Annotated in this window: 13 protein-coding genes; 7 read left to right on the forward strand and 6 right to left on the reverse strand. The window is 72.6% G+C overall.

The window, feature by feature from the left end; translation table 11 throughout:
• The first annotated feature begins 76 nt into the window (after nt 1-76).
• Nucleotides 77-973, forward strand: coding sequence for an alpha-E domain-containing protein (locus BIV01_RS16375; RefSeq protein WP_071303523.1), 897 nt, complete (start codon nt 77-79; stop codon nt 971-973).
• Between the two features lie 153 nt (nt 974-1,126).
• Here BIV01_RS16375 and BIV01_RS16380 read toward each other — a convergent pair whose 3' ends face one another.
• The gene (locus BIV01_RS16380) at nt 1,127-2,464 is read right to left on the reverse strand and encodes an MFS transporter (protein WP_071303607.1); all 1,338 of its coding nucleotides are present in this window, start codon (nt 2,462-2,464) and stop codon (nt 1,127-1,129) included.
• Nucleotides 2,465-2,469: 5 nt separating this feature from the next.
• Complete coding sequence (locus tag BIV01_RS16385) at nt 2,470-2,880, reverse strand: MarR family winged helix-turn-helix transcriptional regulator (protein WP_071303524.1); 411 nt, start codon at nt 2,878-2,880, stop codon at nt 2,470-2,472.
• Nucleotides 2,881-2,974: 94 nt separating this feature from the next.
• On the opposite strand from BIV01_RS16385, the gene BIV01_RS16390 reads away from it, so the two are divergent.
• The gene (locus tag BIV01_RS16390; RefSeq protein ID WP_071303525.1) at nt 2,975-3,727 is read left to right on the forward strand and encodes an SDR family NAD(P)-dependent oxidoreductase; all 753 of its coding nucleotides are present in this window, start codon (nt 2,975-2,977) and stop codon (nt 3,725-3,727) included.
• Nucleotides 3,728-4,236: 509 nt separating this feature from the next.
• Here the strand turns inward: BIV01_RS16390 and BIV01_RS16395 are convergent.
• Both BIV01_RS16395 and BIV01_RS16400 read right to left on the reverse strand, forming a co-directional pair.
• Entirely contained in the window at nt 4,237-4,506 is a 270-nt protein-coding gene (locus tag BIV01_RS16395; RefSeq protein ID WP_071303526.1) for a hypothetical protein, read from the reverse strand.
• Nucleotides 4,507-4,517: 11 nt separating this feature from the next.
• A complete protein-coding gene (locus tag BIV01_RS16400; protein WP_071303527.1) occupies nt 4,518-5,660 on the reverse strand; it encodes an inorganic phosphate transporter in 1,143 nt (380 codons plus the stop codon).
• A 98-nt stretch (nt 5,661-5,758) separates the two neighbouring features.
• Here BIV01_RS16400 and BIV01_RS16405 point away from each other — a divergent pair, with 98 nt between their 5' ends.
• From BIV01_RS16405 to BIV01_RS16415, 3 genes are all read left to right on the forward strand, one after another.
• A complete protein-coding gene (locus BIV01_RS16405; protein ID WP_071295057.1) occupies nt 5,759-6,634 on the forward strand; it encodes an alpha/beta fold hydrolase in 876 nt (291 codons plus the stop codon).
• A 79-nt stretch (nt 6,635-6,713) separates the two neighbouring features.
• A complete protein-coding gene (locus BIV01_RS16410) occupies nt 6,714-7,763 on the forward strand; it encodes a lipoate--protein ligase family protein (protein WP_070416964.1) in 1,050 nt (349 codons plus the stop codon).
• A 44-nt stretch (nt 7,764-7,807) separates the two neighbouring features.
• On the forward strand, nt 7,808-8,320 hold the full coding sequence (locus BIV01_RS16415; protein ID WP_139199467.1) for a hypothetical protein: 513 nt from the start codon (nt 7,808-7,810) through the stop codon (nt 8,318-8,320).
• Here BIV01_RS16415 and BIV01_RS16420 read toward each other — a convergent pair.
• A complete protein-coding gene (locus BIV01_RS16420; protein ID WP_071303529.1) occupies nt 8,305-9,879 on the reverse strand; it encodes an AAA family ATPase in 1,575 nt (524 codons plus the stop codon). The genes BIV01_RS16415 and BIV01_RS16420 overlap by 16 nt on opposite strands.
• A 219-nt stretch (nt 9,880-10,098) precedes the next feature.
• Between BIV01_RS16420 and BIV01_RS16425 the strand changes: the two genes are divergently transcribed.
• On the forward strand, nt 10,099-10,428 hold the full coding sequence (locus BIV01_RS16425; protein ID WP_139199469.1) for a hypothetical protein: 330 nt from the start codon (nt 10,099-10,101) through the stop codon (nt 10,426-10,428).
• A 39-nt stretch (nt 10,429-10,467) separates the two neighbouring features.
• On the opposite strand, the gene BIV01_RS16430 is transcribed toward BIV01_RS16425, so the two are convergent.
• Complete coding sequence (locus tag BIV01_RS16430; protein ID WP_070416961.1) at nt 10,468-10,755, reverse strand: GNAT family N-acetyltransferase; 288 nt, start codon at nt 10,753-10,755, stop codon at nt 10,468-10,470.
• A gap of 69 nt (nt 10,756-10,824) precedes the next feature.
• Here BIV01_RS16430 and BIV01_RS16435 point away from each other — a divergent pair, with 69 nt between their 5' ends.
• Nucleotides 10,825-12,207: a hypothetical protein gene (locus tag BIV01_RS16435; protein ID WP_071303530.1), complete on the forward strand. Its 1,383-nt coding sequence runs from the start codon at nt 10,825-10,827 to the stop codon at nt 12,205-12,207.
• Nucleotides 12,208-12,245: the final 38 nt, after the last annotated feature.

The following is a 12,245-nucleotide window of genomic DNA, read 5'->3' on the forward strand; positions in this document are numbered from 1 at the left end:
CCGCAACACCCGTGACGCGGCGACGAAACACCCTCGCAATCCCCGGTCAGTAGGTTCACGGCATGCAGGAGCCGACGTGCTGAGCCGACTCGCGGGGAGCGTGTTCCACGTCGGGAGCGCCGTGGAACGGGCCGAGGTCGTCGCGCGCATGCTCGACGTGTACGTCGCCCGCGGTGAGCCCGCCGGGGTCGAGCACGACCGGGCGGTCGCCGCCGAGCTCCGGGCGGTCGTGGGGGCCGCGGGACCGGCGAACGACCCGGACCGGGCCTCGACGATCGACTCCCTCGCCCTCGACCGGCACGAACCGGCGTCCATCGCGTCGGCCGTCGCGGTCGCGCGGGACAACGCCCGGCGTGCCCGTGAGGTCGTCTCCACCGAACTGTGGGACTGCCTCAACGTCACCCGGTCGCGGATGCCCCGCAAGGTCGCACCCGATCGTGCCCACGAGTTCCTGGCGTGGGTGCGGGAGCGCAGCGCCCTGGCGATCGGGGTCGTCGAGGCCGATGCGAGTCACGACGAGGTCTGGGAGTTCTTCACGCTCGGCCGTGCGCTGCAGCGGTGTTCGGCCACGGCGCGCCTGCTCGCGTCGGGGCTGCTCGACCCGGAGTCGGGTGCGTCCTGGACGACGGCGCTCCGGGCGTGCGGCGCCGGCGAGGCGTTCCAGCGCGGCCGCGACCACCACACGCCCGGGCCGGAGGACGCCGCGGCGTTCCTGCTCCTGGACGAGCACAGTCCGCGGTCGCTGCGGTTCCTCGCGCGGCGGGCGGACGAGTGCCTCGCCGACGTGGCGCCGTCGTGCGTCGCCGACGAGGTGCGTGCGTTCGCGGACACTCGAGCGGGCCTCGAGTCGGTGTCCGGCGACGGCGCGGTGCTGGCAGCCCGCGCCGCGGGGGAGCGGCTCGCGGCGGCGGCGGACCTGGTGGTGCAGGCCCTCGACGAACGCGTCTTCGCCGCGCCCGAACCCGCGCGCTGAGCCGCGCCCGAACCTGCGCGCTGAGCCGCGCTGAACGCGCGCGCTGAGCCGCGCCCGAACCCGTGTGCCGGACCGCGCCCTGGACGGACCTGACGACGGACGGGAGGCGCGGTGCGGGGCCGACCCGCGCCTCCCGTCCGTCAGGCGGTCACGTCAGACCGCGCTGGACCGGTCCGCGACCGCCTCGTCGCGCTCCAGGTCCTGCCGCAGCGCCGCGCGCGACGCGCGGGTCCCCACGACCGGCACCGCGTGCGTGATCGCCAGGTGCAGCCGGGTGTCCGCGTCGTACCGCACCCGGAAGCGCTCGTACCGGATGAGCCACACGAGCGCGATCGCCAGGGCCACGAACCCCGATGCCGCGCCGACGGCGATGGCCCAGCGCGGACCCCACGCGTCGGCGACGGCGCCGACGATCGGGGCGCCGATGGGGGTGCCGCCCGCGAAGATCGCCATGTAGAGGGCCATCACCCGTCCGCGCATCGCGGGCTTCGTGGTGGTCTGGACGAGGGCGTTCGCGGTCGTCATGAACGTCAGCGACGCGAGCCCGACGAAGACCAGGACGATCGCGAACGACCAGTACGTCGGGGCGACGGCGGCCGCGACGCAGGCCAGGCCGAACCCGGCGGAGGCGATGACGAGCGTGCGCATCCGCGGGCGGTCGCGGCGTGCGGAGAGCAGGGCGCCGGCGACCGAACCGATCGCCATGACCGAGTTGAGCAGGCCGAACTCGCCCGCCCCCTTGTGGAACTCGACGCGGGCCATGGTCGACGTGAAGATCGGGAAGTTCACGCCGAAGGTCCCGACGACGAAGATCATGCAGAGCACGACGATGATGTCCGGCCGCGTCCGCACGTACTGGAAGCCCGCGAGGATCTGCCCCTTGCCGCGCTTCGGCCGGATCCGTTCGGCGAGCTGTGCGGGATCGACGAAGCGGAGCGCGATGAGCACGGCCAGGAACGAGGCGGCGTTGATGACGAACACCCAGCCGGAGCCGATCGCCGCGATGAGCACGCCGGCGACCGCGGGGCCGATGAGCCTGGCGGCGTTGAAGGAGGCCGAGTTGAGCGCCACGGCGTTGGCGACGTTCTCGCCCTGCACGACGTCGGACACGAAGGCCTGGCGGATCGGGGTGTCGAACGCGGCGACGATGCCGAGCGCGAGGGCGAACCCGTAGAGCGACCAGATCGTGGCGGTGTCGGTCAACACCATGATGCCGAGCCCCAGGCCGAGGGCGCCCATCAACCCCTGCGTCAGCATGAGCATCTTTCGCCGGTCGAACCGGTCGGCGGCGAGCCCGGTCAGCGGCAGGAGGAGCAGCTGCGGACCGAACTGCAGGGCCATCGTGATGCCGACCGCGATGGCGTCGTTGTCGGACAGCTTCGTCAGGACGATCCAGTCCTGGGCGGTGCGCTGCATCCAGGTGCCGACGTTGGACACCAGGGCGCCGGCGAACCAGATGCGGTAGTTGCGGCCGGACAGGGAGCGGAACATGGCGGTCACTGCTGGGCGAGCCTCCTCATGATCTCGGTGGCGTCCGCGAGGGTCCGCCGTTCTGCGTCGGTGAGCTCGGCGAGCCGCGGGGTGAGCCAGCCGTCCCGACGACGACGGGTCTCCTCGACGAACGCGGCACCGGCGCCGGTCGCCCCGAGCAGGACCTTGCGGCGGTCGTCGCCGTGGTCGCCCTTCGAGACGAGGCCGCGCTCGACGAGGCCGGCGATCGTCTTCGTCATCGACGGTGGGGTGACGCCGTCCTGCCGGCTGAGTTCGGCGAGGGTCATCGGGCCGTCGCGGTGCAGTCGGGCGAGCGCGGAGAACTGGGCATCGCTGACGGTGGTGTCGGCCTTCTGCGCACGGAGCGTACGGGAGAGGCGGTTCACCGCGATGCGGAGGTCGGTGGCGTCGGTCACAGGTCGTTAGCCTAGCAAATTAGTTCAGCGAACGAACTGGTTTTCGGGTGTATCGTGCTGTTGAACAACAGGTGTTGTCCAGAGAGAAGGAATCATGTCCGAGTTCGAGGGCAAGGTCGCCATCGTCACCGGTGGCGGCAGCGGCATCGGCGAGGCCGTCGCGAAGGAGCTCGCCGCTGCGGGCGCGACGGTCGTCGTCACCGACATCAAGCTCGATTCCGCACAGCGGGTCGTGACGTCGATCGAGGAAACTGGCGGGACGGCGAGTGCGTTCGAGGCCAACTCGGCCGTCGCCGCCGACAACGAGCGCATGGTGCAGTTCGCCGTGGACACCTACGGAGCCCTGCACCTCGCCGTGAACAACGCTGGCATCGGCGCCGCACCGCAGCCCATCGGCGAGTACGACGTCGCCGCGTGGGACCGCGTGCGTGGGGTGGACCTCGACGGGGTGTTCTACGGCCTCCGCTACGAGATCCCCGCGATGGTCGCCGCCGGCGGTGGCGCGATCGTGAACATGTCGTCGGTGCTCGGCTCGGTCGGCATCGCGCAGAACGCCGCCTACGTGGCGTCGAAGCACGCGCTGGTCGGCCTGACGAAGGTCGCCGCCCTCGAGTACACGGCGCAGGGCGTCCGGACGAACGCGGTCGGCCCGGGCTTCATCGACACGCCGCTCGTGCGCGCGTCGCTCTCGCCCGACGCGCTCACCGCGCTCGAGGCCGAGCACGCGGCGAAGCGACTCGGCACCGATGCCGAGGTCGCGGCCCTGGTGCTGTTCCTGCTCAGCGACAAGGCGTCCTTCATCAGCGGCAGCTACCACCTGGTCGACGGCGGCTACAGCGCCCACTGAGGCGCTGCGTCCGTGCGCGGGCGCGGGCGCCGGCGCCGGCGCCGGCGCCGCATGGTGAGCAGAAATGGTCGGGTCCGGCGTGCGGACCCGACCACTTCTGCTCACCGAGTGCGCGCCTGGGCGCGCCTGCGGGGTGCGCGGGCGTTCGCGCGCCCGGGCCCGTCGGACGGGAGGCGCGGCGGGCGTGAACGGGTCTGCACACGCGAGCCGCGCCTCCCGTCACGCATGGTGAGCAGAAGAGGTCGGGTCCGGCGTGCGGACCCGACCATTTCTGCTCACCATGCGCGCGCCTGCGGGGTGCGCGGGCGTTCGCGTGCCCCGGGCCGTCGGACGGGAGGCGCGGCGGGCGTAAGCGGGTCTGCCCACGCGAGCCGCGCCTCCCGTCACGCATGGTGAGCAGAAACGGTCGGGTCCGGCGTGCGGACCCGACCATTTCTGCTCACCAAGCGCGCGCCCGCGCGCCCGCGCGCCCGCGCACCCGCGCGGCCGCGCGCCCGCCCGCGCGGCGCTCAGTGGAACTGCGGGATCGTCATCCAGATGCCGAAGAGCACGGCAGCGATGCAGACCGCGAAGCACAGCCCGGCACCCGCCAGCGCGAGCGGGGGCGTGTGGCCGGACCTCGGGGTCTCCTGCGCGTACTGGGTGTGCTCGCCCCCGGCGTCGACCGGTTGGCCGGTGCCGAGCAGCCGCAGCCCGAGCGTGTAGAGCAGCACCACGCCGACCGCGGCCACGAAGCCGACCCCCGCGACGGTGCCGATGCTGGTGAAGTCGATGTCCATCGTCGTCCCCTTCAGTTCCGGGCCGCGACGGGCTCGCGCTCGGCCTCGTCCGCGGTGATGTCCTCGTGCGAGACCGGGCGTCGCTTGGCCAGCGCGTAGAACGCCAGGCCGGCGGCCAGGGCGAGCACCGCGACCAGGACGAGCCCGATGGTGGACGTCGACGCGACCCAGGTGGCGAGGGCACCGACGACCGCGGCCGCGGGCAGCGTGATCACCCACGCGACGACGATGCGACCGACGACCGACCAGTGCACGTCGGCGAGCTTCTTGCCGAGGCCGGAGCCGATCACCGAGCCGCTCGTGACGTGGGTGGTCGAGAGTGCGAAGCCGAGGTGCGAGGACACGAGGATCGTCGCCGCCGAGCTGGTCTCGGCCGCGAAGCCCTGCGGGGACTGCACGTCGGAGATCTTCTTGCCGACGGTCTGCATGATCCGCCAGCCGCCCATGTAGGTGCCGAGGCCGATCGCGAGGCCGCACGCCAGGATCACCCAGAGCGCCGGGCCGGTACCGGCGGACTGGTAGTTCGCGGCGATGAGCGTGAGCGTGATGACGCCCATCGTCTTCTGCGCGTCGTTCGTCCCGTGGGCGAGCGACACGAGCGACGCCGAGATCGTCTGGCCGTGCCGGAAGCCCGTCGCCGCACCGTGGGTGGTCGCGTTCTTCGTCAGCGTGTACGCGATGTACGTCGCGACGAGGGCGATGACGCCCGCGATGACGGGGGAGAGCAGGGCCGGCAGGACGACCTTCGAGACGACCGTCGCCCAGTCGACCGAGTTCAGGCCCGCGCCGATGATCGACGCTCCGATGAGCCCGCCGAAGAGCGCGTGGGTCGAGGACGACGGGAGGCCGAAGTACCACGTGGCGAGGTTCCAGAGGACGGCGCCGACGAGTCCCGCGAAGATCATGGTCGGCGAGATGTGGATGCCGTCCTGCCCCTCGCGGATGATGCCCTGCGAGACGGTCTTCGCGACCTCGGTGGACAGGAACGCGCCGACCACGTTGAGGACGGCGGAGATGAGCACGGCGGTGCGGGGCTTGAGGGCACCCGTGGCGACCGAGGTGGCCATGGCGTTCGCGGTGTCGTGGAAGCCGTTCGTGAAGTCGAACACGAGGGCCACCACGATCACCAGCACCACGGTGACGAGGACGTCCATGCGCGAGACGCTAGGCCTGCTCCGAACCCGCTGCGTGAACGCCGGGTGAACACCGGCGGCCACCTGGCTGCGTCCGACCCGTCTGCGAGGATGCTCACGTGCCCACCTTCTCCGCAGCGCGAGGCGACGCCTCGTTCACCGACGCGCACGGCGTCGAGATCGTCTACTCGACCTGGCGTGCGGCGCGTCCGAAGGGCATCGTGCAGATCGCGCACGGGGTCGGCGAGCACGGACTCCGGTACGAGCCGCTCGCGCAGGACCTCGTCCGCGCGGGCTGGACCGTGCACGCGAACGACCACCGCGGGCACGGTCGGACCGGCCTCGCGCAGTGGGACGGCGACCACGCCAAGCTCGGACGGCTCGGCCCCGGAGGCCTGCGCGCCGCGATCGCGGCCGTCGAGCAGATGAGCGCCGTCGCGCGCGAGGACACCCCCGGCGTCCCGCTCGTGCTGCTCGGCCACTCGTGGGGCTCGCTCATGGCCCAGCGGATCGTGAACACGTCGTCCGGGTCCTACGACGGGGTCGTCCTCTCCGCGAGCGCGTACCGGTTGCCGGGGTGGATGAACAGCGGCGACCTGAACGCCCGGCACGCGGGCTCGGGGCCGACGAAGTTCGAGTGGCTCACCCGGGATCGGGCGGTCATCGAGGCCGTCGCGGCCGACCCGCTCGCGGTCGAGGCAGACGTCATCGGCCTCTTCGGGCTGCGGGACGCCCTCCGGCTGCTCGGGGTCCCGCGTCGGGGCATCGCGCACGACCTGCCGATGCTGCTGCAGGTCGGGTCCGAGGACTCGCTCGGCGGCCCGCGATCGGTCGAGCGCCTCGCGCAGGCGTACCGGCGGCGCGGTGGGCTCTCCGACGTCACCGTGCGGGTGTACGAGGGGGCGCGGCACGAGGTCTACAACGAGACCAACCGCGACGAGGTCGTCGCGGACCTGGTCGCGTGGCTGGACCGGGCGGTCGCGCGCACGTCCTGAGACGGTACCGGCTGACGGCCAGGAGGCGCGGGGCGGCGCCGCCCCGCGCCTCCCGTCCGCCGCGGCGTAGGCTCGTGGTGTGCACGGTGAGTACAAGGTCCCGGGAGGCAAGCTGGTCGTCGTCGACCTCGAGGTCGTCGACGGGGTGATCGACCAGTTCCGGCTCGCCGGGGACTTCTTCCTCGAACCGGACGACGCGCTGCCGCTCATCGACGCCGCCGTGGACGGGCTGCCGGCCACGACCGACGCGGCGGGCATCGCCGCCGCCGTCCGTGCCGCCCTGCCGGAGGACGCCGTCCTGCTCGGGTTCACGCCCGAGTCCGTCGGGGTCGCCGTCCGCCGTGCCCTGTCGCGCGCGTCGACCTGGCGTGAGTACGACTGGGAGATCATCCACGAGGGGCCGATCAGCCCGAACGAGCACCTCGCGCTCGACCAGGTCCTCACGGAAGAGGTCGGGGCCGGACGCCGCGGCCCGACCCTCCGCATCTGGGAGTGGGACCAGCCGGCGGTCGTCATCGGGTCGTTCCAGTCCCTCAAGAACGAGGTCGACCCCGAGGGTGCCGCGAAGTACGGCGTCGAGGTCGTCCGTCGGATCTCCGGCGGCGGCGCGATGTTCATGGACGCCGGCGCGATCATCTCGTACTCGCTGTACGTGCCGACCGACCTCGTGCAGGGCATGACCTTCGCCGACTCGTACGCGTACCTCGACGAGTGGGTGATCGAGGCGCTGAAGTCCCTCGGCATCGAGGCCTACTACCAGCCGCTCAACGACATCTCGTCGACCAAGGGCAAGATCGGCGGCGCAGCACAGAAGCGGCTCGGCACCGGATCGCTGCTGCACCACGCCACCATGAGCTACGACATGGACGGCGAGAAGATGGTGCAGGTGCTGCGCATCGGTCGCGAGAAGATGAGCGACAAGGGGACGACCTCGGCTGCGAAGCGCGTCGATCCGCTGCGCTCGCAGACCGGACTCACCCGTGCGGAGATCATCGACCGGCTCATCGCGACCTTCACGAAGCTGTACGGGGCGCACGAGGGGCACGTGACCGCGGACGAGCGGCGGCGGGCGCAGGAGCTCGTGGCGTCGAAGTTCGCGACGCGGGAGTGGCTCGAGCGCGTCCCCTGATCGGGCGGCTGTCGACCACGCGCGGCACCCCCTAGGGTCGGCAGGTGCGCAGATCACCCCGTCCGTTGTCGGTACTCGTCGGAGTCGGCCTCGTCGCGACCGCCCTCGCGGGGTGCTCGGACGGTGCTCCGGACGACGCCTCGAGCGACGCACAGTCCGGGCTGCAGCGGTGGACGTCGCTGATGGAGACGGCGATCACCGACCCCGAGCACGGTCGCGGTGGGGCCGGGGGTTCCGGCGAGGGCATGGTGACCCTCGAGAACGTCCCGGCCGGCGACTGGGACCTGCTGCTCGCGTGCAACGGTGTCGACGGCAAGTACTTCCGCGCGACGGCCGGAGCCGACGTCGCGGACGTGCTCGGGCGGACGGACGCTCCGTGCGGGGCCACGACGCGGATGTCGATCACCGTGCCGGAGCCCGGCGGACTGACGCTCCGGGCGCGACCGCTCAGCGATGCGCCGGAGGCGGTCCGACGTGGTGACGTGGTGACGTACTGGTACGTGGGCGTCGTGCCGAAGGGGTTCGAGGCCGGACAGCGGACCTACGACCTGGGCTGATCGTCCTCGTCCTCGTCGTCGTCGTCGGCGGGGGCGCGCAGGACGAGGTCGATGGCGCCCGACGACCGGCCCGGGCGGAGGAAGGCCTGGTTCACCGGCGCGACGTACGAGCCACTGAAGGTGACCTCGTGCTCGTCCTCGTCCTCGGCGTCGTCGTCCTCGTCGATGTCGTCGGGCTCGCCGGTGTCGTCGGCGGAGCGCGTGCCGAGCAGCTTCCGGGTCAGGGCGCTCCGCTCGGTGAGCAGCGAGTCGAGCGCTGCACGCAGGTCGAGGTCGGCGGGTTCGGCACCGCGCAGGGCGGCACCGAGGACGCTCCGCCGCATGAGCTCCTTGGCGAAGGAGCCCGTCGTGCCCTCGGCACGCTCGGCCGCCTCGGCGAGGGCGGCCTCGGAGAAGGGCAGCGAGCCGGCGTACCGACGGAAGAGCCGGACGCGCTCGGGCAGGGCGGGGAGCGGGATCTCCACGGCGAGGTCGACCCGGCCGGGACGGTCCGCGAGGGCGCGTTCGAGCACGGACACCCGGTTCGTGGTCATCACGAAGGCGACGTCCGCGTCGCCGTCGAGCCCGTCGAGGGCGTCGAGCACCTCGAACAGCAGCGGCTGCGGGGAGCTGTGGCGTTCCATCGCGACGAGGTCGATGTCCTCCATCACGACGAGTGACGGCTGGAACGTCCGGGCGATCTCGGCCGCGGCACCGATCGCCGCGATGCTCGAGCCGGTGAGCAGGATCGCGGTGACCCCGGTCGTCCGGGTGAGGAGGTGCCGGATCGTGAGCGTCTTGCCCGTCCCGGGAGGGCCGTAGAGGAGCACACCGCGCTTGAGGTGCTGTCGGGCCGCGAGGAGCGCCGCACGCTGCTCGCCGATCCCCACGACGTGGTCGACCACCTCGTCGAGCACGCCCGCGCCGAGGACGACGTCGTCGGCGTCGACCTCGGGCCGGCGGAGGAACGTCGCCCCGGCATCGGACCCGTACTCGGACTGCACGAACGAGAGGACCTGCCCGCGCAGGACGCTCCGCTCGATCATCAGGGCACGGAGGCGGAGCAGGAACGCGGTGGCGGCGTCCTGGTCGGGGGAGAGGATCTCGAGGCTGGCGCGGCCACGGCCGTACTCCGGCTTGGCCGACCGCTGGACGACCGCGACCGGAGCGCCGTCGAAGGTGAGGAACCGGAGGCCGAACGACACGACCCGACGGGTGGTGTCGGCACCGGTGGCCCGGGTGGCGTAGCTCACGGGGCCGGGCGCCCACCGCATGTGGGGGTTCGCGATGAACTCGCTGACGGAGCTGTGGAACCGGCTGTCGTCGCCCGCGATGCCGACGAGGGCGTCGGGGTCGGTGCCGGCGAGCTCCTCGAGGGCGATGTCCGCGTCGACGAGGCGGTGGTCGGGGAACTCCTCGGTGACCACGGGGACCGACTGCGGGTCGACGCCGAGGTGGGCGCCGATCCGTTCACCGATCGGTGTGGTCACCGCCTGCTGTTCCGCGGCGGCGAGTTCGTTCGCCTTCTCGATGTAGCGGGCGAACGCCCGCATGAGGTCGCGGTCTGCGTCGTCGAGCACGTCGCCATCCTGGCACGCAGCGCTGGAACGTGGCCGACCGCCCGGGCGGTCGGGGGCACTGTGGGGTTCCTGCCGCACGTGGTCGGCCGCCCGGAGAGGGGGGTTCCGGGCGGCCGCAGGACCAGTGTGGGTGTCGTCCTGAAGAACGAGCCATGTGGATCGTGAGAATCCTCCGCGCGGCGGATGTCCCCGTCCGATCGCCGACGTAGCGTCGTGTGCGTGAACTGGTTGATCCTCCTGGGGGCGGTGGCCGCCGCGGCCGTCGTGATGTGGATCGCCGATCGCGTGGGGTGGATCGACCTGTCGAACAAGGCCACGCGCAGCGGCGGATCCGGCGGTGTGGTCTCGATGATGGACGAGGTGTTCGCGCCGACCCGTCACGAGACGCAAGCGGAGTACGAACGGCAGTCGCGCCTCCCGAGGGAGGCACCGACGCCGGCGGACGACGACCACGACCTGCTCAGCGGGAGTGTCCTGATCAAGGTGCCGGCGGTGCGCAGCGCCGGTCGGCACGCGGTGCGGGCCGGGACGCACGACCGGTCGTACTGACGACTCGTCCTGGCGGGAGCCGGCAACGCGCGAGCCGCGTCAGCGGGTCGTGAGCTCCTGGTAGTCCGGGTGCCGCTCGATCCAGGCCGCGACGTAGCTGCACTGCGGGACGACCCGGCGCGAGGACCCCGAGCGGACGTCGTCCAGCGCGTGCTCGACGAGGATCGAGGCGTGACCACCGCCGCGGTGCGCGGGGTCCACCTCAGTGTGGACGAAGCGGATCTCGTCGCCGTCGACCTCGTACGCCGCGAAGCCGATCACCTCGCCGTCCTCGACGAGGGAGTACTGCTGCTTGTCGGTGTCGTTCCGGACCTCGGGTGTCGCCATGGAGCAGACGCTACGCCCCTCCCGAAGAAGGGCCTGTGTGCGCGCTGGACGCCGGGCTAGGGTCTGATCGTGCAGCACGAGACGACCCCGCCGTTCCGCTTCCGGACGCCTCCCGGGTGGCCGACGCTCTCCGCCGAGTGGGTGGAACTGCACCAGGCCGCCGAGCCCGCACCGGGGTGGTCGCCCGCACCGGGGATCCCGCCCGCACCCGAGGGCTGGCGCTCCTGGGCCCCGGTCCCGCGGTCGTTCCGGGGCTTCGTGCCGGCCGCCGCCCGCCGCCTCCGCGTCGCGCAGTGGATCGGCCTCGTGGTGGCGCTCCTCGCGCTCGCCGCGGTCATCGTCGTCGCGGCGCTCGGTGGTCTGGCCGTGGTCGGACTCCTGCCGCTCGTGGCCGGGATCGCGGTGCTGGTGGTGTGCTCCGCGCGGGCGGGCGAGCTCGCTGACCGGACCGCGGCCTCGATCCGGGACGATGCGGCGGAGTGGCGTCGGACGGAGGTCCCGGCGCGGGCACGGGCGGCGTTCCCGGAGCTCGACGAGGACCGAGCCGTGGCCGCCTGGGAGGCGGCGGCGTGGGGGCTGCCCGCCGTGCGGCCGTTCGCCGTGGCGGACACAGCACCGGAGCGTTCGCCGCTGCGCCACCGCACCCGTACGGTCGTCGCCGTGACCGCGGGTGCCGCCGCCCTCCTGCTCGTCGTCGGCGCGACGACGGCCGTCGACCCCGTCGTCCGTGCGCTGCAGAGCGACGGGCAGACGCTCGCGTACGGACTCCAGGACACCGCACCCGACGGCAGCGTCCCGGACGACAGCGGCCCGGACGACGACGCACCGGACCAGGACGCACCGGACGCGGGGGACCCGGCGCCGTGGACCTCGGACGACGGCACGGTCACCGCGTCGTTCATCGGCGACGACGAGACGTGGGATGCGACCTGCGGAGCGATCGACTTCGCGGACGGCTGCTGGGCGTGGCAGATCGACAGCGAGTGCGACGGGCCGGCCCAGGTCACGGTCGGGTTCTCCGCCACCGAGAGCGGTGACGACGTGCGCACCGACACCCGCACGGTCGTGCTGACCTCCGGGCGACCGCTCGTCCTCACCGAGCAGGGGTCCGAGGAGTGGGGCGGCATCCGCGACGTCACCTGCTCCACCGCACCGGAGCACGCCGTGGCGCTGACCCGGAGCCCGCTCGACTCCGACGCCGAGGACGCCGACGGCTCCTGGCCGGACGGCTGCGTCGACTACGGCTGCGCCGGGTGGGAGGTCACCCCCGAGGCGTCCTGCGACTCGGCGACCGTGCAGTTCTCCGTGGACGAGGAGGTCGCGACGCTGCCCGGTCCGCACGACCTCGTGGTGGCGACGGCACTGCGAGCGGGCGAACCGGTGGACGTCTGGGCCGGCGGCGCGTGGCTGCCGGACGACGACGCGACGATCTCCCAGGTGACCTGCGGCTGAGCCCGGCCCGCGGGCTCCGCGGGGACGAGACGCCGCGT

The organism is Curtobacterium sp. MCBA15_013, from assembly GCF_001865095.1.
Taxonomy (GTDB): Bacteria; Actinomycetota; Actinomycetes; order Actinomycetales; family Microbacteriaceae; genus Curtobacterium.